The 18,546-nt window shown below is 66.3% G+C and carries 24 protein-coding genes; 11 read left to right on the forward strand and 13 right to left on the reverse strand.

Annotated elements, in window-relative coordinates:
• The first annotated feature begins 15 nt into the window (after positions 1-15).
• Positions 16-963, forward strand: a complete 948-nt coding sequence (locus tag ABLE38_RS05800; RefSeq protein WP_348973208.1) for a lipase family protein — start codon at positions 16-18, stop codon at positions 961-963.
• Between the two features lie 260 nt (positions 964-1,223).
• Here ABLE38_RS05800 and ABLE38_RS05805 read toward each other — a convergent pair whose 3' ends face one another.
• From ABLE38_RS05805 to ABLE38_RS05820, 4 genes are all read right to left on the reverse strand, one after another.
• A complete protein-coding gene (locus ABLE38_RS05805) occupies positions 1,224-1,802 on the reverse strand; it encodes a hypothetical protein (protein ID WP_348973209.1) in 579 nt (192 codons plus the stop codon).
• Between the two features lie 332 nt (positions 1,803-2,134).
• Positions 2,135-2,278 carry a hypothetical protein gene (locus tag ABLE38_RS05810; protein WP_348973210.1) on the reverse strand — a complete coding sequence of 48 codons (144 nt, stop codon included), beginning with the start codon at positions 2,276-2,278 and terminating at the stop codon, positions 2,135-2,137.
• A gap of 117 nt (positions 2,279-2,395) precedes the next feature.
• Positions 2,396-3,007 (reverse strand): opacity protein, encoded by a 612-nt coding sequence (locus ABLE38_RS05815; protein ID WP_348973211.1) that lies wholly within the window; start codon positions 3,005-3,007, stop codon positions 2,396-2,398.
• Between the two features lie 226 nt (positions 3,008-3,233).
• On the reverse strand, positions 3,234-3,413 hold the full coding sequence (locus ABLE38_RS05820) for a hypothetical protein (RefSeq protein WP_348973212.1): 180 nt from the start codon (positions 3,411-3,413) through the stop codon (positions 3,234-3,236).
• Between the two features lie 281 nt (positions 3,414-3,694).
• On the opposite strand from ABLE38_RS05820, the gene ABLE38_RS05825 reads away from it, so the two are divergent.
• Both ABLE38_RS05825 and ABLE38_RS05830 read left to right on the forward strand, forming a co-directional pair.
• The gene (locus ABLE38_RS05825; protein ID WP_348973213.1) at positions 3,695-3,925 is read left to right on the forward strand and encodes a hypothetical protein; all 231 of its coding nucleotides are present in this window, start codon (positions 3,695-3,697) and stop codon (positions 3,923-3,925) included.
• A 4-nt stretch (positions 3,926-3,929) separates the two neighbouring features.
• The gene (locus ABLE38_RS05830) at positions 3,930-4,658 is read left to right on the forward strand and encodes a hypothetical protein (protein ID WP_348973214.1); all 729 of its coding nucleotides are present in this window, start codon (positions 3,930-3,932) and stop codon (positions 4,656-4,658) included.
• A gap of 47 nt (positions 4,659-4,705) precedes the next feature.
• Here the strand turns inward: ABLE38_RS05830 and ABLE38_RS05835 are convergent, their stop codons facing one another.
• The 5 genes from ABLE38_RS05835 to ABLE38_RS05855 are packed head-to-tail and all read right to left on the reverse strand — an operon-like array spanning position 4,706 to position 6,844.
• Entirely contained in the window at positions 4,706-5,764 is a 1,059-nt protein-coding gene (locus ABLE38_RS05835) for a ribonucleotide-diphosphate reductase subunit beta (RefSeq protein WP_348973215.1), read from the reverse strand.
• 21 nt (positions 5,765-5,785) lie between these two features.
• The gene (locus ABLE38_RS05840) at positions 5,786-6,046 is read right to left on the reverse strand and encodes a hypothetical protein (protein ID WP_348973216.1); all 261 of its coding nucleotides are present in this window, start codon (positions 6,044-6,046) and stop codon (positions 5,786-5,788) included.
• Positions 6,043-6,291 (reverse strand): hypothetical protein, encoded by a 249-nt coding sequence (locus ABLE38_RS05845; protein ID WP_348973217.1) that lies wholly within the window; start codon positions 6,289-6,291, stop codon positions 6,043-6,045. Before ABLE38_RS05845 ends, ABLE38_RS05840 begins: the two co-directional genes overlap by 4 nt.
• On the reverse strand, positions 6,288-6,509 hold the full coding sequence (locus tag ABLE38_RS05850) for a hypothetical protein (protein ID WP_348973218.1): 222 nt from the start codon (positions 6,507-6,509) through the stop codon (positions 6,288-6,290). The genes ABLE38_RS05845 and ABLE38_RS05850 overlap by 4 nt, the downstream gene beginning before the upstream one ends.
• Positions 6,506-6,844 carry a hypothetical protein gene (locus tag ABLE38_RS05855; protein ID WP_348973219.1) on the reverse strand — a complete coding sequence of 113 codons (339 nt, stop codon included), beginning with the start codon at positions 6,842-6,844 and terminating at the stop codon, positions 6,506-6,508. Before ABLE38_RS05855 ends, ABLE38_RS05850 begins: the two co-directional genes overlap by 4 nt.
• 104 nt (positions 6,845-6,948) lie before the next feature.
• Here ABLE38_RS05855 and ABLE38_RS05860 point away from each other — a divergent pair, with 104 nt between their 5' ends.
• On the forward strand, positions 6,949-7,212 hold the full coding sequence (locus ABLE38_RS05860; protein WP_348973220.1) for a DUF2171 domain-containing protein: 264 nt from the start codon (positions 6,949-6,951) through the stop codon (positions 7,210-7,212).
• Positions 7,213-7,214: 2 nt separating this feature from the next.
• Here ABLE38_RS05860 and ABLE38_RS05865 read toward each other — a convergent pair whose 3' ends face one another.
• Together ABLE38_RS05865 and ABLE38_RS05870 are read right to left on the reverse strand one after the other, a co-directional pair.
• Positions 7,215-7,691 (reverse strand): DUF559 domain-containing protein, encoded by a 477-nt coding sequence (locus ABLE38_RS05865; RefSeq protein WP_348973221.1) that lies wholly within the window; start codon positions 7,689-7,691, stop codon positions 7,215-7,217.
• A gap of 64 nt (positions 7,692-7,755) precedes the next feature.
• A complete protein-coding gene (locus tag ABLE38_RS05870) occupies positions 7,756-9,687 on the reverse strand; it encodes a ribonucleoside-diphosphate reductase subunit alpha (RefSeq protein WP_348973222.1) in 1,932 nt (643 codons plus the stop codon).
• A 487-nt stretch (positions 9,688-10,174) separates the two neighbouring features.
• Between ABLE38_RS05870 and ABLE38_RS05875 the strand changes: the two genes are divergently transcribed.
• The 5 genes from ABLE38_RS05875 (at position 10,175) to ABLE38_RS05895 (ending at position 16,015) form a co-directional block, all read left to right on the forward strand.
• A complete protein-coding gene (locus ABLE38_RS05875) occupies positions 10,175-10,930 on the forward strand; it encodes a DUF3658 domain-containing protein (protein ID WP_348973223.1) in 756 nt (251 codons plus the stop codon).
• Positions 10,931-11,140: 210 nt separating this feature from the next.
• The gene (locus tag ABLE38_RS05880; RefSeq protein WP_348973224.1) at positions 11,141-12,817 is read left to right on the forward strand and encodes an MFS transporter; all 1,677 of its coding nucleotides are present in this window, start codon (positions 11,141-11,143) and stop codon (positions 12,815-12,817) included.
• Complete coding sequence (locus ABLE38_RS05885; protein WP_348973225.1) at positions 12,810-13,961, forward strand: HlyD family secretion protein; 1,152 nt, start codon at positions 12,810-12,812, stop codon at positions 13,959-13,961. Before ABLE38_RS05880 ends, ABLE38_RS05885 begins: the two co-directional genes overlap by 8 nt.
• On the forward strand, positions 13,961-14,311 hold the full coding sequence (locus ABLE38_RS05890; protein ID WP_348973226.1) for a DUF3147 family protein: 351 nt from the start codon (positions 13,961-13,963) through the stop codon (positions 14,309-14,311). Before ABLE38_RS05885 ends, ABLE38_RS05890 begins: the two co-directional genes overlap by 1 nt.
• A 45-nt stretch (positions 14,312-14,356) precedes the next feature.
• Entirely contained in the window at positions 14,357-16,015 is a 1,659-nt protein-coding gene (locus ABLE38_RS05895; protein ID WP_348973227.1) for an amidase, read from the forward strand.
• Here ABLE38_RS05895 and ABLE38_RS05900 read toward each other — a convergent pair.
• Positions 16,012-16,404, reverse strand: a complete 393-nt coding sequence (locus ABLE38_RS05900) for a DUF4345 domain-containing protein (protein WP_348973228.1) — start codon at positions 16,402-16,404, stop codon at positions 16,012-16,014. The two genes, ABLE38_RS05895 and ABLE38_RS05900, sit on opposite strands and share 4 nt — an antisense overlap.
• Positions 16,401-16,862, reverse strand: coding sequence for a DUF2721 domain-containing protein (locus ABLE38_RS05905; RefSeq protein ID WP_348973229.1), 462 nt, complete (start codon positions 16,860-16,862; stop codon positions 16,401-16,403). Before ABLE38_RS05905 ends, ABLE38_RS05900 begins: the two co-directional genes overlap by 4 nt.
• A gap of 42 nt (positions 16,863-16,904) precedes the next feature.
• Here ABLE38_RS05905 and ABLE38_RS05910 point away from each other — a divergent pair, with 42 nt between their 5' ends.
• Together ABLE38_RS05910 and ABLE38_RS05915 are read left to right on the forward strand one after the other, a co-directional pair.
• Complete coding sequence (locus ABLE38_RS05910) at positions 16,905-17,264, forward strand: STAS/SEC14 domain-containing protein (protein ID WP_348973230.1); 360 nt, start codon at positions 16,905-16,907, stop codon at positions 17,262-17,264.
• A gap of 90 nt (positions 17,265-17,354) precedes the next feature.
• A complete protein-coding gene (locus ABLE38_RS05915) occupies positions 17,355-18,536 on the forward strand; it encodes a GNAT family N-acetyltransferase (protein WP_348973231.1) in 1,182 nt (393 codons plus the stop codon).
• Positions 18,537-18,546 lie beyond the last annotated feature (10 nt).

Below are 18,546 nucleotides of genomic sequence, written 5' to 3' on the forward strand. Positions count from 1 at the left end.
CCGATGCACGACTGCATGAAACGCCGCCTGCTCTACGCTGCCAGCCAGGCCTATCAGCCCAGCATGCTCGTTCAGGGCCGCAATGTCGGCTGGATCGAGGCGCCGTTCGTTGTGCGCCGCGAGACCGCGCTCGGCCATCGCCAGATCGACCAGGCGCTGGTCGGCCGCACGCCCGAAGGCGTGGTCGTAGCGTTCCGCGGCTCGCTCCCTCCCTTCTTCGGCGCCGCGCAGGACGGCTGGGACGTCGTGCTCGACTGGCTGAACGACAGCTTCTCGCTGTGCATCGAGGACTCGCATTATGGCGGCGGCGTCCATTTCGGCTTTGCCGAATCGACGCGGCGGCTGTGGAGCGACGCGGGCTCCGGCCCCGGCGTGCGCACCGCCATCCAGGCGATGCTCGACCAGAGCCTCTTGGACCGCAAGGCGCGGCGCCACATCTTCGTGACCGGCCACTCCAAGGGCGGCGCGCTCGCCAACCTGGCCGCGATGCGCGCGGCGCGCGTCGGCGAATGGAGCGACGTGCCGCTGAGCGTGGCGACGATCGCCGCGGCCCGCGCCGGCAATGCCGACTTCGCCGCCACCTATGACCGCAGCCGCATCGCCTGCCTGCGCTACGAGATGCCAGGCGACGTGGTGCCGCACCTGCCGCTGAGCCCGAGCACGCCGGGCTGGGCACGCAAGATCGCCAAGCAGGTCTTCCCCAAGCTCGCGCTCGCCGACTATCGCCCGGTGGGGCTGCTGGTGACCCCGCCGCCGGCGCTCAAAAGCGGGCACCAGGCCTGGGCCGGCTCGCGCCGCCCGGTGAAGCGCCTGCTCGACCGGCGCGGCACCGGCCTCGAGGCGCTGGCCCCGGCGATCCTGACCGCGCATGCGATCTGCCCGGGCAGCGGCTATGACCGGCTGATCTGCGACGGCGAGCGCCTGTGCGATCACGGCGAGGACCGGGCGCGCAAGCGGGCCTGAGGGGTCGCTGGGCAGTTCGAAGAAGAAGAACGGTTCACGCGGAGACGCGGAGGCGCGAAGAGGCAGTGCCCGCCGCGCCAGCGACCCTCTCTCTTCGACCTTCTCGAACAAGCATGGCCGCTAAAGCGGCGGACTAGATTGCCGCGCGTCCAATCCCTCCGCGTCTCCGCGCCTCCGCGTGAACCAATTTCCTTCTTGTCCGCCTTCGCGGGTTGGCGCGGAAAGTCACGAAAGTCGCGACACCCAACGCGCGAGGCGCCTCAGACCTCGTCCATGTCGTCGAGCGGATCGATCGGATCCTCGGGCGGCGTGGCTTCGTAATGGCGCATCCGCAGCGGATCGACCGGCTCTTCATTGTCCGCCAGCTTGGCCAGCGCATTGGCATAGCGGCGCTCGGCGCCGCTCGCGGGCGAGCGCGAATCCTTCGTCTTGGGTTTGAACCATTCCGCGCGCAGGTGCTGGAGCAGGAACATCAGCAGCTTGTCCGAAGGCTGGCGGCTCTCGGCGACCAGCACGCCATCCTTCCACAGCTCGCGGATTGTGCCGCGCGTCGCCCGCTCGAAGGCAAGCGAGGCCAGCCGCGTCACCGAGACGAGCAGCGCCTCGTCCCAGGCATCGGCGAAGGAATAGGCGTCCGCCCGCGCGCGCAACCGATAGGCCGAGCGCGGCGATACCTCGGCGACCTTGCAGGCATCGGAGATGCTGCCGGTCTCGGACAATGCGGTGAGGAAGAGGCGCTGGCGATCGGCGGTCCAGCCATCGTGGCGGTGGCGGAGGGCAACTGGGGTGTAATCGGCAAGCGAATCGGCCGCTTCGTACTGGATCGGTTGGTGTTCCATGACAGTGACTCCTTTCCGGTTGGAAGAGAGTCGAATTAGATAACCATATTGGTTCGTGTAGGACAGCAGGAATTTTGATTCGCGCGACGGCGTGACGAAGACGAAAGAAGTGGGTTCGCGCGGAGGCGCGGAGATTGTGCTTGTAGCCAGGGCGAGCGCCGCATCGGCGGCAGCGATGTGGAAGGGTCGAGGAAGGGAGGGCCGCTGACGCGGCGAACCTCTCTGCGCCTCTGCGCCTCTGCGCGAACAAAAGCTTCTTCGCCATGTCTCCGCGTGAACAACAGGCGAAGCATGGCGCGGGCGACGCCTGGACACCGCCCGCGCGGGCGGGATTATTCCAGCGGCATATCAACGCAGATCAGCTTGCCGAGCACATAGAAGCAGCCCGGCGGCAGCGGATCGTCGAACGCCAGGGCAACCGAGGGCGCGAGCGCCGACAGCGCGAACAGGGCGGCGACTGCGATCTTCTTCTTCATGGGTGCACTCCTCCTAGTGGTGGAGGGGGCAGGCTATCCGAAGCGTCGGGATATTGCCGGGACTATTGGCACCGAATTGGCGGCGGCGCGGCCGGAGCCGCGCCGCCTTCCGACGGCTTAGAAGTGCGCGATCACGCCGGCCATCGGGCGGATGCTCTTGGCGCTGTTGAAGGTGTTGATCTCCATGCGCAGGCGCACGCCGCTATTGCCGGTGATGCCGCCCAGGCCGATGTCCTTGGGCCCGACCTCGACGCCGGCGCCATAGGTCATCGCGTGATAGTCGCGGCTGTTGTTGCCGAGCGCGTCGAAATTGACCCACTGATAACCGACCTTGCCATAGATCATGCCGCTCTCGCCCGCGCGCAGGCCGAAGCGGCCGGCGGCGCCGTACTCCCAGTCGATATCGCCCTTGAAGCCCTTCACGACATTGCCCTCGGCGCCGACGAAAACGGGACCGAGCGGCACGTTGAAGCCGGCGACGGCCGAGACCAGCCCGCCATCGAAGGCGCGGCCGTTGTTCGAGGGCGGGATGCCGGCGTTGGACTGCTCGTCGAAGCGCTCATAGCCGCCCATGATGCCGACATAGGGCTCGAAGCCGAATGCCTTGGTGCCGTCGGGCGCGGTTTCGGTGACCGTGGTGGTCGTGGCGGTGTCGGTATCCTGGGCCTGGGCAGCGGGGACGGCAAAGGGCAGCGCGGCGAACGCCGCGGCGGCGAGAAGGGTACGCATGTTGGGGGAATTCCTCGTGACTTACTTCAAAACACTCGCCCCGCCGAAGGCACTCCAGATACGCGGAGGCTGGCGGCGGGGCTTGGGTGAAATGCACGGGGAGTCAGGTGGTTGCACTGCAACATGGATTGGGGTGCGGGTGTGGCCGTGGGGACACGGTTAGGTTGAGCAATTGACAAACACGAAGGAGAGGCGACCTCTGACACCGCCTCCCCCGTGTAAGACATCACGCGTAACGGATCAGCTTCCAGTTCACGGCATGCCCGTGATAAGGAGGCATCACATTATGCACCGCGATTGGAGCGGTGCCGTAAGGCGACAATTGCGCCTGCCAAACCCCGCTCTCGGGGCAATGCTGTCCGGTATGCGCGATGGTGCCAATAGGCCAACGGGTCTTAGTAACCATGGTTCTTACTCCTAGCGGCATTGCAAAAAGTGCGCTTCGGAGCGTATGACCCTTGTGTCGGTCGCAGGGCACACGTCCTCGACCCAGATGGAGGATGCCGCAAACGTCCCCCATCCAGGAGGGCGGGCTGCTTGCAAGGCAGACCCGCCCTTCGCGATTCTGCACATACGCCCCACCTGCCTCCCCGGTCAACCCCTTCCCGACATTAGCCCTTAAAATAGCCCCGTTGCGCGAGGCTAAGACGCGGAGAGCCAGGGCACCAACAGCCTTGCGAGAGCACGTTGAGCGGCAGGCGTTTTGACGAGCGTTTTGACGAGCGTTTTGACGAGCGTTTTGACGAGCGTTTTGACGAGCGTTTTGACGAGCGTTTTGACGAGCGTTTTGACGAGCGTTTTGACGAGCGTTTTGGATCAGCTTCCGTGAGGATTTTCTACGCAGCATTCAAAGCAAGTTTCTTGATGCGTTTCGCATTAAACTTCGGTAGAAAGTTTACAGCAAACTTGCGGAGTTAGTTTAATGGCTGGATTAAGTGCCAAAGAGAGAAGCCGCAGCCCACGATTTCCGAGCTATCCGTTGAGTGAGGCGGTTTCATATGCTGAGCGCATTTACGAGGGAGTCCATCGCAGCGCCGTTGATGCCTCCACCGCATTCCAACTCATGGGATTTCGTGGACGTAGTGGCGCGAGCGCGACCGCACTCGGCGCAATTCGCCAGTTCGGCCTTATTGAGGGAATTGGCGAAAATACACGCATCAGCGATTTGGCGCTGCGGATACTTGAGCCCTCGTCGAGCTTAGAACGTGCTGAAGCTTTGAAAATTGCAGCTCAAGAACCCGACGTTTTCAGACTCATTCTCGAGCGCTTTGACGGGAGAGTGCCTCCTGCCGATGAGCCAGTGCGCGCGTTTTTGATACGCGACCTAGGATTTTCAAAAGGTGGCGCCGAGGATTGCCTAACATCGCTGCGAAAAACGGTGGACTATGTGAATTCGTTAGCAGGTGCGAATTTGCCCGCTACAATTCCTATTGAGGCGGGAACTGATAATCCCGTAGAAAATCAAGACAATTTGAATTCGAACCGGCCGAAAAAAAGCGCTGCGCCTGAGAATAATCGCACTTATCGAATTCCGCTGACGCGAGAATGCGAAGTGGAGCTAGAATTTCAAGGCGAAGTGACCGAGCGCGCGGTTAGCCGCCTCATTTTGCATATCGAACTGATGAAAGAAATCTGGACGGAAGAGCAATAGAACTCTCCGCCCAGATTCATAAGAAAGCTCCCAGGCCGGGGGTCGCGTTACTCCGCCGCAATCCCCGCCTTCGAGAACATGTCCGGCCCGCCTTCGCCGGCATCCTCGTTCGCGACCGGCGTGGCCTTGGCCTTCTGGCGCTTGTCGAACGAATCCCACACTTCGTTCCAGGCGCCGCGGGTGGCGGCCTTGGAATATTCCGTCGCGCGGGTCTCGAAGAAGTTGGCGTGCTCGACGCCGTTGAGCAGCGGGGCGAGCCAGGGGAGCGGGTGCTCCTCGATCATGTAGATCGGCTTGAAGCCGAGCTGACCCAGGCGCCAGTCCGCGATGTAGCGGACATATTTCTTGATCTCCTTGGGCGTCATGCCGTTGACCGGGCCCATCTCGAACACCAGGTCGATGAACGCGTCCTCGATGCGCACCGTCTTCTGGCACATGTCGAGAATGTCGTCGCGGACCTGCGGGGTGAGGCAGTTGCGCTCCTTGCAGAAGGCGTGGAACATCTTGATGATGCCCTCGCAGTGCAGGCTCTCGTCGCGCACCGACCAGCTGACGATCTGGCCCATGCCCTTCATCTTGTTGAAGCGTGGGAAGTTCATCAGCATCGCGAAGCTGGCGAAGAGCTGCAGCCCCTCGGTGAAGCCGCCGAACATGGCGAGCGTCTTGGCGATGTCCTCGTCGGTGTCGACGCCGAAGGTGCTCAGATAGTCATGCTTGTCCTTCATCTCCTTGTACTGGAGGAAGGCGGCATATTCGGTCTCGGGCATGCCGATCGTGTCGAGCAGGTGCGAATAGGCGGCGATGTGGACCGTCTCCATGTTGGAGAAGGCGGTCAGCATCATCTTGATCTCGGTCGGCTTGAATACGCGGCCATATTTCTCGTGGTAGCAATCCTGCACCTCGACGTCGGCCTGGGTGAAGAAGCGGAAGATCTGGGTGAGCAGGTTGCGCTCGTGATCGGTGAGCTTCTGCGCCCAGTCGCGGCAATCCTCGCCGAGCGGCACTTCCTCCGGCAGCCAGTGGATCTGCTGCTGGCGCTTCCAGAACTCGAACGCCCAGGGATATTCGAACGGCTTGTAGGTCTTGCGGGCTTCGAGAAGCGGCATTGGGGTTACTCCGGGCTGAACTTAGAACGTGATGGGGGTGATGCCGTTGACCGGGCCGAACAGGCCGAAGGTCAGGGCAGCGAAGAAGAGCCACATCGCCGGCGCGGCGATGAACATGGTGCGGGCGAAACGGCGGACGGCGGCGGGGTCGGCGCCGCCGGGAAGCGGCGGGGCGCCGACGTCGCTCTCGGCAGCCCGGGCCCTGCGCAGGAACCAGGCCGCGATGGCGAGGTCGCCCGCGAGGACGAGCGTGATGATGCCGAGGAGCACCGCGCCGCTCATGCCGCGCCTCCCGCGGGCGGAAGCAGGCCGGCAAGATCGGCGATCGCCAGGATCGCGACGAACACCATGCCCATTATGCCGACGATCCGGTACATCGCGATGGTGAAGCCGTCGGGCTCGGCGGGATTGACGCCGATGCGGCGCCACATCCGCATGTGCGAGCCCGCGATGCGCTCCGGCACGATCGCGCAGGCCGCCGTCAGGGCGAACGCCACGACGAGAGCCAGGCCCATGACGCCGCTCATGCCGCCCCTCCCGCCAGCGTGAATGCCGTAGCGAAGCCGCCGAGGAACAGGCCGAGCGCGGCGAGCATCATGCCGGCGATGCGCAGGGCATAGCTCGTCGCCTCCGCCTCGGGCAGGCCGAGCGCACGGCGGGCCAGCGCGGGCTGCACCAAAGTGGTGAGCCCGGCGGCGCCCGCGACACCGGCGATGCCGGCCATCAAGGCGAGGCTGCGCGTCATTCGTGGTCGATCACCCGGGCGTCGCGGCGGACGACGCGGTCGCGGTAGACGATCTTGGTCACCTTGGTGCCGCGGTTGGCGCCGACGCCGAACACGCAGATGCCGAGGAAATAGCCGAAATCATACCAGCCGCCATTGTTGGGCACGGCATAGACCGAAACCTCGGGCACGATCAGCCGGAGGAACCAGGCGACCGGGAAGATGAAGCCGTGCCACAGCCCGAGCAGGAAGCCGGGCGCCCCGGGCTGGATCGTCCCGGGCACGCGCGTCGCGCAGGCGGCGAGGAGCAGGAACGCGCCGAGCGCGAGGAGGCGGGCGGGTGTACGAATGGACATCATGCAATCCCCCGAACGGGTGAGTGACAGGCAGTGCGAGCCGCTGCATCGTTTCGCCGCCGCGCGCGTTGAGCGTGCGAACCAACCCCCGAAGGAGAACCGCGATGACGGATCTGAGCGCAATCAAGGAACATATGGAAGTGATCGGCGCGGACGGCGTGCATGTCGGCACCGTTGACCATGTCGAGGGCGACCGCATCAAGCTGACCAAGAAGGACTCGGGCGCCGAGGTCGAGGAAGGCACCGGCAGCCATGCCGGGCATCACCACTATATCTCGACCGGCCTCGTCGCCGGCGTGGAAGGCGACCAGGTCCGCCTGAGCGCCAATGCCGATGTGGCGGTGCAGATCTTCGAAGAAGAAGCCTGAACTCAAATCCCCCTCTCCCTCTGGGAGAGGGGGAAGCCGCGAAGCGGCGCGGGGTGAGGGTGACCGCGACGAGCCCTGCGGCCGGCGCCCCTCACCCTTCCTTTGCCGACGCAATGGGCCCCTTCCCTCTCCCCAAGGGAGAGGGAGATTTGGCTCAGAACACCGTCGATATTCTCCAGCACGTCGTTGTTCCAGAACCGCAGCACCCGATAGCCTTCACGCTCGATGAAGCGCGTGCGACGCGCGTCATATTCGGCTGCCTCCGCATGCTGGCCGCCATCCACTTCGATCACCAGGCGCTCGGCGAAGCAGAGCAAATCCACGCGATACCCGCCTATCGGCGCCTGAAACCGCCACTTGCACTCGGGGAAGGCCTCGCGGAGCGCGCGAAGCAGCCTCTTCTCGGCATCCGTGACGTTCCGGCGCAGCTCGCGGAGCTGCGGCACGGTACCCGACGGTTGATCCTGATAGAGGCGCACTCGCCCTCACCCTTCCGCCGCCTTTGGCGGCTCCCTCCCTCTCCCAGAGGGAGAGGGAACTAGCTCACTGGCACGCCAGGCATTCGTCATAGTCGGTCGACTCGCCCAGGTTGAACTGCGGCTTGTCGATCGTGTTGTCGGCCTCGACGCCGCCCGCGAAGCCGGCGCGCTGCACGCTCTTCGAGCGCAGATAGTAGAGCGACTTGATGCCGAGCTCCCAGGCGCGGAAGTGGAGCATCAGCAGGTCCCACTTCTCGACATCGGCCGGGATGAACAGGTTCAGCGACTGGGCCTGGTCGATATAGGGGGTGCGGTCGCCGGCGAGCTCGAGCAGCCAGCGCTGGTCGATCTCGAAGCTCGTCTTGTAGACGTCCTTTTCCTCGGGCGAGAGGAAGTCGAGATGCTGGACCGAGCCGCCCTGCTCGAGGATCGAGTTCCACACCGCGTCCGAGTTCTTGCTCTTCTCGCTGAGCAGCTTCTCGAGATACGGATTCTTGACCGAGAACGAGCCCGACAGCGTCTTGTGGGTGTAGATGTTCGCCGGGATCGGCTCGATGCACGCGCTGGTGCCGCCGCAGATGATCGAGATCGACGCGGTCGGCGCGATCGCCATCTTGCAGCTGAACCGCTCCATCACGCCCATGTCGGCCGCGTCCGGGCACGGACCGCGCTCGATCGCGAGCTGCATCGAGGCTTCGTCGACCTGCGTCTTGATGTGCTTGAACATCCGCATGTTCCAGCTCTTCGCCATCGCGCCCTCGAACGGGATGCCCCGCGCCTGGAGGAAGCTGTGGAAGCCCATCACGCCGAGGCCGACGCTGCGCTCGCGCGCCGCCGAATAGGCCGCCCGCTCCATGCCGGGCTCGGCACGGTCGATATAGTCCTGCAGCACGTTGTCGAGGAAGCGCATCACGTCCTCGATCAGCGTCTTCTCGCCCTTCCACTCGTCCCAGGTCTCGAGGTTGAGCGAGCTGAGGCAGCAGACCGCGGTGCGCTCGTTGCCGAGATGGTCCTTGCCCGTCGGCAGGGTGATTTCCGAGCAGAGGTTCGAGGTCGAGACCTTGAGGCCCAGATCGCGGTGATGCTTGGGCATGTTCGAATTCACGTGATCGGCGAACACGATGTACGGCTCGCCGGTGGCGAGGCGGGTCTCGACCAGCTTCTGGAACAGCGCACGGGCATCGACGCGGGCGCGCTCGGACTGGTCCTTGGGCGAGCGCAGCACCCATTCCTCGCCGTTGCGCACCGCTTCCATGAACGCATCGGGGATCAGCACGCCGTGGTGCAGGTTGAGCGCCTTGCGGTTGAAGTCGCCCGAGGGCTTGCGGATCTCGAGGAACTCCTCGATCTCCGGGTGCGAGATGTCGAGATAGCAGGCAGCCGAACCGCGGCGCAGCGAGCCCTGCGAGATCGCCAGCGTCAGGCTGTCCATCACGCGGACGAACGGGATGATGCCCGAGGTCTTGCCGTTGAGGCCGACCGGCTCGCCGATGCCGCGGACATTGCCCCAATAGGTGCCGATGCCGCCGCCGCGCGAAGCGAGCCAGACATTCTCGTTCCAGGTGTCGACGATGCCGTTCAGGCTGTCCGGCACCGAATTGAGGAAGCAGCTGATCGGCAGGCCGCGGCCGGTGCCGCCGTTCGACAGAACGGGGGTGGCGGGCATGAACCACAGCTTCGAAATATAGTCGTAGATGCGCTGGGCGTGCGCCTGGTCGTCGGCATAGGCCGAGGCGACGCGGACGAACAGGTCCTGGAAGGATTCGCCCGGCAGCAGATAGCGGTCGCGCAGCGTCTCCTTGCCGAACTCCGTCAGCAGCGCGTCGCGCGAATGATCGACCTCGACCACATAGGCCTGCGGCGTCACGGCCTTGCTGTCATTCTTCTTGCGCACCTTGGGCGCGGCCTTCTCGGCGACATCGGTAGCCACCTTGGCGGCGGCGGGAGCTTCGGCGACGGTATCGTTCACGCTGTTTTCCGTGTCCCTGAATTCCATGACTCTCACCCCTGGCAAAGCATACTGGCCGGCCTACAGGCACGGCGCGGATTTTCGACTCAAGGGGCTGCCGATCCATAGCATCGGCAGAGCCGAGCGCGAAGAACAAAACATGTCCATCGCACTCAGTCTCAGGCGCGAGTCGACCTGTTCCGCATATGGGTATGCGGCAGCGAGTCCACCAGTGCTTGAGCTTGCCCCTCAGTGCAACCACAACAGATTGTGCCAAACCGAGTCCGGGGGCAAGAGTGGAAATGGTTAATATCCACAACGCTTCGTCGCGCAAATGACTCGCTTCACAGCAGTTGCGCAGGTGCTGCAATGCCGCGACGCACGGACTTCCCTAGGGTTCTGGAAAGGCAAGGGAACGAACGCGGAACGTTAAATTTTTTCGTGTGAAGGAATCATGACAACCACAAGGGCTTGTGGTCGAAGCCTGAAACCCGTCGCACATGGCGGATTTGACCGGGCGCCGTTACGAGGACACATGACTTCAGGCGAATCCCGGCTTCACGTTGTCTTCAGCCGCTCCGCGCGGGGCAGTCTCGAGCAGGCATTCGCAATGGCGGGGCGCCCCGACATCGCGGTGGCACCCCATGACGATTTCAGCTTCGGCCCGATCGCTTCGGCTGACGCAGAGACACGCGATCAATGGGTTGAGGAGGCGCTGGGCTATCCCGGCTGGGGCGAGGTGTTCCAGGACAGCCTGCCGGTGCTTGCAGCATCGGCCGAAGCGAGCGCACCGCCGATCGTGTGGATTTCGCCCGATAGCACGCAGAGCGTGGCGGGCTTTCTGTGGTGGCTGTCGCATCAGGGCGACCGGGACTGCCTGGTGGTCGACGTGCGGCACCTGCACGGGCTGCACGCCGGGGAACTGCGCGGCTATCTGGACAAGGCACAGCCCCTTCCCGCGGCACGGCGCGCGCAATGCCTGGCCGCCTGGGCGCGGCTCCGGGCGGAAGACGCGCCGCTGCGGGTGCTGGGCGCGCAGGGACTGGTATCGGCGCCGCTCGACCATTTCGACGCGACTCTGCTGAACCATGCGACGCCGGAATGGCGGACGATGGCATCCATCGTCGGCACCGTACTTCGCGAGTTCCACGATGCCGGCGTGCACCAGGTGGGCGATCTCGTGCTCGGCGCACGTCTCGCCGACCTGGCCGAGGCGGGCGTGCTGGAATGGCGGGGCGAACTTGACCACATGACCGGATGCGAGGTGCGGCAGCCCGTGGCTGGACGGTGAAATTTCACTTCGGCCACTCCCCGGTTTTCGTCGGGAACTGATTTGCGTTGCCGACGACTTCCCGCACCTTCCCTGCTGCACCCACTCCAAAGAGCAGTTGCACTTAACGCAACCGAGCGTTGCCGATTGCGCGATATTCAACCAAGGTTGTGCGGGTCTACAGGCCAGCCCTTCGGCGGATCGTTCTGCCGCAAGCGGAATTATGTCGATATGGCAACGAACGGGGCAGTGACGGACGAGCGGGCGGCGTGGCAGCCGGCCCCGCACGAACGCTCGCCGATGCCCGGCTCGCCGCCCACCCCCTGGCATCCGCCGGCGCGGCGCATCGCCTATTTCAGCGTGGCGGTGCTGGTGATCCTGTCGGGCTCGCTCGGCAACGCGATCGTCACCGCCAACCTGACCAGCCTGCAGGGATCGCTGGGGCTCTATTCGGCCGAGATCCAGTGGCTGCCGACCGTCTATGTGATGACCAATGTCTGCGCCAACCTGGTGCTGATCAAGTTCCGCCAGCAGTTCGGCATCCGCCTGTTCACCCAGATCTTCCTGGCGACCTTCGCGATCACCACCGGCGCGCATCTGTTCGTCCACAGCTTCGCCACCGCGGTGGCGGTGCGCGCGATCAGCGGGATCGCCGCGGCGGCGTGCAGTACGGTGGGGCTGCTCTACATGATCCAGGCCTGGACGCCCGAGCATCGGCTGAAGGGGCTGGTGGTGGCGATCTCGCTCTCACAGATCGCCGTCCCCCTCGCCCGCCTCTTCCCGAGCGAGGCGTTCGAGCCCGATCGCTGGCAGACCATGTACCTGTTCGAGCTGGGCCTGGCGCTGTTCTGCCTGGCCGGCGTGCGCCTGCTGGTGCTGCCCCCGGTCGAGCGGCTCAAGGCGTTCGAGCCGCTCGACTTCGTGACCTTTCCGATCTTCGCCACCGGCATGGCGCTGCTCTGCGCAGTGCTCGGGCTGGGGCGGACCCTGTGGTGGTTCGAGGCGCCGTGGATCGCGCCGGCGCTGATCGGCGCGATCGTGCTGCTGCCGATCGCCTGGCTGATCGAGCACCACCGGGCGCGCCCGCTGCTCAACACGCGCTGGCTGGGCAGCCGCGACATCATCCGCTTCGCGCTGGTCTCGATCCTGGTCCGCGTGGTGCTGTCGGAGCAGACGATCGGCGCATCGGGGCTGCTCAGCGTGGTCGGCATGGGCAACGACCAGATGCGCATGCTCTATCTGGTGGTGCTGCTGGCGACGCTGGCGGGGATCGCGATCGGCGCGCTGACCATCGATCCCAATTTCCTCGGCGGGCCGATCCTGGTCGCGCTTGCGCTGATCGCGCTGGGGGCGTGGCTCGATTCGGATTCGACCAACCTGATCCGCCCGCACGACATGTATTTCAGCCAGGCGCTGCTCGGCTTCGCCAGCGCGCTGTTCATCGGCCCGGCGATGCTGATCGGGCTGACCCGCGCGCTGCGCGAGGGGCCGACGCATTTCGTCAGCTTCTCGGCGCTGTTCGGCATCACCCAGAATCTGGGCGGGCTGTTCGGGTCGGCGATGCTCGGCACCTTCCAGGTGATCCGCGAGCGGGCGCACAGCAACGCTATCGTCGCGGGGCTGACCAATGACGACCCGCTGGTGACGCAGCGCATCCAGCAATATGCCGGCGCCTATGGCAAGGTGCTGGTCGATCCGGGCCTGCGCCAGGCCGAGGGCGCCTCGCTGCTCTCGCAGACGGTGACGCGCGAGGCGAACATCCTGGCCTATAACGATACGTTCCTGCTGATCGCGGCGATCGCGGCAGGCACGATCCTGTGGGTCTTCATCCCCATCCTGCGGATCCGGCGCCAGAACCTGGCGCGCGCGGCCGCCGAGCAACAAGCAGCAGGAGCACAGAATGGCTGAGCCGGAAGCCCCGGTGATCGAAGCGGCACCCGGGACCCAGGCGGTCGCGGCGCGCAGCGAAGGCGGCGACCCGCCGCCGATGCCGGAGGTCACCGCGCGGCGCTGGGTGCCGCCCAAGCTCTCCTGGGTCGCGATCCTGATCGCGGCGCTGCTGATCGTTGCGGGCGTGACCGCGGTGCTGATGGCGTGGCGCGCCGGGCCTTTTGCCGGCCATGTCGAATCGACCGAGAACGCCTATGTCCGCGGCCAGGTGACGGTGATCAGCCCGCAGGTGAGCGGATATCTGACGCAGGTGCCGGTGCAGGACTTCGCCAGCGTCAAGGCCGGCGACGTGCTCGCCCGGATCGACGACCGCATCTATCGCCAGCGGGTCGACCAGGCCCGGGCGAACGTCGCCAGCGCGCAGGCGGCGCTCGCCAACAACCCGCAACAGGCGGCGTCGAAGACCGCGACCTATGGCTCGCAGACCGCGGCGGTGGGCTCGGCACAGGCGCAGCTAACCAAGGCGCAGGCCGATTTCGCGCGGATCGATGCGCTCGCCAAGCAGGGCTTCGTGACCAGGCGCGACCGGGATGCCGCGCTGGCGACGCTGCAGACCGCGCAGGCGGCGGTGGCGCAGGCCCAGGCGGCGCGGACGGTGGCGAGCGAGGACATCCAGAGCGTGCGCGTCAACAAAGGCGGGCTGGTCGCCTCGGTCGATGCGGCGCAGGCGGCGCTCCACCTCGCCGAGATCGACCTGGCCAACACAGTGATCCGCGCGCCGGTCAACGGGCAATTGGGCGAGATCGGCGGGCGCCAGGGGCAATATGTCACCGCCGGCACTCAGCTGATGGCGCTGGTGCCGCAGACTTTGTGGGTCACCGCCGCCTTCAAGGAAGCGCAGACCGCGCGGATCCGGCCGGGGCAGCGCGCGAGCTTCAAGGTCGACGCGCTGGGCGGGGCGAAGCTCACCGGCATCGTCGAACAGCTGGCGCCGGCGGCGGGATCGGAGTTCGCGGTGATCCGCAGCGACAACGCCACGGGCAATTTCGTCAAGATCCCGCAGCGGATCGCGGTGCGGATCCGCATCGATCCGAACCAGGAAGCGGCGGCGCGGCTGCGGCCGGGCATGTCGGTCGAGGCGAGCGTGGAGGTCGGGGACTGATGCTGTACCTGGCGGTCAAGGCCGCGCTTTCGGGCGTGATCATCGCCATCGCCTCGGAGCTTGCGAAGCGCTATCCGGGCCTCGGCGCGCTGGTGGCGTCGCTGCCGCTGGTCTCGGTGCTCGGCATGCTCTGGCTTTGGCACGACAAGCCCGATGCCGCGAACATGGCGGCGCATGCCGAGGCGACCTTCTGGTACGTCCTGCCCTCGCTGCCGATGTTCCTCGTCATCCCCGCCCTGATGCGCAGCGGGATGCATTTCTGGCTGGCGCTGGCGCTCGGCTGCGCACTGACCGTCGCGCTTTACCTGCTCATGACCTGGTCGGCCCCGCGGTTCGGCTTGCGGCTCTAGGCGCGCACGCTAGGCTGGCGCCGCAACGGGATTCGGGGACGGCACATGCGGACGGGACTGACGGCGCTGGCAGTGGCATTGGCGGCGGCATCGCCCGCCTGGGCGCAGGATGCGGCAGCGCCCGCAGGCGTGGCGCCCGGGGCGAACAAGCCCGACGACATCGTGATCCAGGAGGCGCCGGTCGCCTCGATCGCGATCGGGGAGAAGTCGATCGACGATCTGCGCGCGATGCTCGCCGCCGGTACCCAGACCAGCAGCGGACTGGTCGATGCCTATGTCGCCCGGATCGACATGCTCGATCGCAGCGGCCCGACGCTGCGCGCGGTGATCGTCACCGCGCCGGCCAAGGACCTGCGCGCCGACGCGCGCGACAGCGATGCGCGGCGCAAGGCCGGCAAGAGCCTCGGCCCGCTCGACGGCATCCCGGTGCTGATCAAGGACAATATCGAGACGCAGAACATGCCGACCACCGCGGGCAGCCTGGCGCTCGCCAACAACGATACCGGCCGCGACGCGCCGCTGGTGGCGAAGCTGCGCGCGCAGGGCGCGATCATCCTCGGCAAGACCAACCTCAGCGAATGGGCGAACATCCGCTCGAACAACTCGATGAGCGGGTGGAGCGCGGTCGGCGGGCTGGTGAAGAACCCCTATGCGCTCGATCGCTCGGCCTGCGGATCGTCGAGCGGCTCCGGCGCGGCGGTGGCGGCGAGCCTGGCGGCGGTCGCGGTCGGCACCGAGACCGACGGCTCGGTGGTGTGCCCGGCCTCGATGAACGGGCTGGTCGGGTTGAAGCCCACCGTGGGGCTGGTCAGCCGCTCGGGCGTGGTGCCGATCAGTCACAGCCAGGACACGCCGGGGCCGATGGCGCGCTCGGTCAAGGATGCGGCGATCCTGTTCGGCGCGATGATCGGCAGCGACCCCGCCGATCCGGCCACCAAGGACGCCGACAAGCACCGCAAGGACTATGCCGCGGGGCTCAGCGCCGATGCGCTCAAGGGCATGAAGATCGGCTATTGGAAGCCCGAAATGGCCGACGACCTGGCCGCGCGCTTCGACAAGGCGCTCGACGAGCTGCGCGCGGCGGGTGCCGAACTGGTCGAGGTCAAGGTGCCGGAGATGAAGGGTCTGGGCGAGGCGGAGAGCCTGGTGCTCCACACCGAGCTCAAGGCCGACATGGCGACCTATCTCGCCACCACGCCGGCCAGCGTGACGACCCGGACGCTCGCCGACCTGATCGCCTTCAACGCGGCGCACAAGGACAGCGAAATGCCGTTCTTCGGGCAGGAGACCTTCGTCAAGTCGGACACGACCAAGGGGCTCGACGATCCGGAGTACAGGGCGGCGCGCGAGAAGTCGCAGCGCATGGCCGGCCCGGAGGGGATCGACGCGATGCTGAAGGCGGGCGGCGTGCAGATCCTGGTCACCCCCACCTATGGCACGCCCTGGCTGAGCGATCCGGCGCATGGCGACCAGTTCCAGGGCCCTTCGGCGAGCGAGCTGCCCGCGGTCTCGGGCTATCCGCACCTCACCGTGCCGATGGGGCTGGTGAACGGGCTGCCGGCGGGGCTGTCGTTCATCGGCACGGCCTATTCGGAAGGCCTGCTGCTGAACGCGGGCTATGCCTATGAACAGGCGACTCACGCGCGGGTGGCGCCCAAATACCTGGCGACGATCCCCGCCGACCTGGGCCCGCGCAAGCCCTAGAATCGGCGGGCGAGGCGCGCCTGCCAGAGCAGGATCAACGGCACCACGCCAAGCTCGATGCCGAGCGCAGCCTGGTGCTGCCAACTCGGCACGCCCGCCACGACGAGCGCGAGCAGCCGTGCCAGCCCGCCAGTGATCGGCAGCACCGATATCAGCCGCAGCCGCGCGCCGTTGCGCTCGATCCCGGCCACGCAGCTGGCGAACAGCGCGACCATCGCCAGCAACAGGCCGGAGAGGTAGCGGAAATGGCTGTCGAGCGTGATGCCGGTGGCGGTTCGGTCGAAGCCTTCGGGCCCGCGGACGATGCCGATCAGCGCGCCCGAGAGCGGCACCAGCAGCACCAGCAGCATGACGATCTGGAGCAGCCGCTTCTCCGCGGCGGGACTCACGGCTTCTCGCCGAGCTCGAGCAGCTCCTGGCGGACATGGATCGCCTCGAGCGACATGCGCACCTCGACCAGGAAATAGATCAGCCCGGCCATCAGCAGCAGCATCGAGACGATGAACGCCCCCGCCACCCACAGCCCGACATGGAGGTTGAGCAGCCGCGCGACGAACATCAGCGCGACGACGCAGCAGATCGACAGGCCGCTGGCGGTGCACAGGAAGATCGCGTTGTTGATCACCGAGATCCGGCGATCGATGATGCGCAGCTCCCAGACGTGGCGATCATGCTCAGGCCCGGTCGAGCGCGGGTGGAGCTGCTCGATGCTCCGCGCCCGATCGACGATGCGCGCCAGCCGCCCGACGATGACGTTCAGGAACGCGCCGATGCCGGCCAGCAGGAACACCGGGGCGATCGCCGCCTGGATGGTTTCCGAGACTGTGGAGAGATAGGGACCTTCCATGCGCGGTACGTTATGACTGCGTAACCGATCGGAGTGAAGCCCATGATGACGTTCGAGACCGACATGGATGCCGGGGTGATCGAATTCACCGTCGACGGCGAAGTGTCGCGCGCCGAATATGATGCCGCCGCCGCGGAAATGGACGCGCTGATCGCGCGGCACGGCAAGCTCAATGCCGTGGCGGTCGTGCGCAATTTCGCTGGGATGGAGCTCGCCGCCTGGTGGAAGGACATCAGCTGGGGCGCGAGCCACATCACCAGGATCGGCCGCATCGCGCTGGTCACCGATATCGGCTGGATCCTCATGGCGGCGAAGACCACAAGCTGGATGATGCCCGGCGCGCAGAAGAGCTTCACGCCCGAGGAACTGGAACAGGCGCGGGCCTGGGCCCGCGGCGCCTGATTGCTTTACCGTCCCTCCCGACTTCGCGGGGATGACGGGCCAGAGGCCTCATCACGGCTTGGTAACGGGTAGCGCGCTAAGACCCTCGCCATGTCGAAGCCGATGCTGCTCGAGGAATTCACGCGCCTGCCGCCGGCGCTCACCGTCGATTGCGTCGACGGGCTGGCGGGGGCGATCGACGCGGTGGCGGCGCACGCGGCGCCGTCGCACCGCTTCCTGCGCTATGGCTGGTTCGCCGCCGCGCTGCGCGCCTATGGCGGCCATGCCCGCACGATCACGGTGGCGCGCGAGGGCGAGCCCGTCGCCGCGCTGCCGATCATCGCCTCGGGCCCGGCCTGGGCGAGGCTGGTCTCGGTGCCTGGCTGCTACTGGCCGTTCCGCAGCTTCCCCATCCGCGAGGATGCCGGCGTCGAGGCCGTCGAGGCGCTGCTGCCCCGGCTCGCCCGCGAGGCGCGCGCGCTGCGCGTCGGTCCGGTCTATGACGGCGATCCGGGGCTCGAGCTTCTCAAGGAAGCCGCCCGCGCCAAGGGCTGGGCAGTGCTCGACCGCTTCGTGGCGGACAGCTTCGCGCTCGATATCGCCGCCGCCCGCAGCGAAGGCCCCTGGCCGCGCAACTCGACGCTCAAGAAGAATCGCTTCCACGAGAAGCATCTCGGCAGCCATGGCGAACTCGACTGGCGCTTCGTCCACGGCGCCGATTGGACCGACGCGGCGTTCGACGCGCTCGCGGGAATCGAAGAGAAAAGCTGGATTGCGGCCAGGACCGACGGCTCCGACGCCAAGTTCACCGCGCGCGGCCATGGCGGCTTCTGGCGCGCGGCGGCCGAAGATCCGGTGATCGCCGGGATGATGTGGGCCGCGCTGCTCCGCATCGACGGCGCGCCCGCGGCCTTCTCGTTCGACCTGAACGCCGGCGCGCTCAAATACGCAGTCGCCAACAGCTACGATCCGCGCTTCGCCAAGCATTCGCCGGGCAAGCTGCTCTATTACCGCAACCTCGTCCGCGGACTTGAGGACGGCATCGCCAGCGTCGACTGGGGCGCCGGCGACAGCGGCTACAAGCAGGTGATCGGCGCTGCGAAGGGCCCGGCGATTCGCGACTGGCTGTTCATCCGGCCGGGAATCGACGCGCTGGCCGGCAAGCTGCTGCGCACGGCATGGAAGAGCAGCGGCCGCGCCGAGACGGGCTCAGCGGCAGCGGAAGCGCACCGCGTCGTCGATGCTCAGGGCAGTGACGGTGACGGCGAACAGCGTGAAGGCAGCGGCGACTAGATAGAGGAAC

It is taken from the genome of Sphingomonas sp. KR3-1, from assembly GCF_040049295.1.
Lineage (GTDB): Bacteria > Pseudomonadota > Alphaproteobacteria > Sphingomonadales > Sphingomonadaceae > Sphingomonas.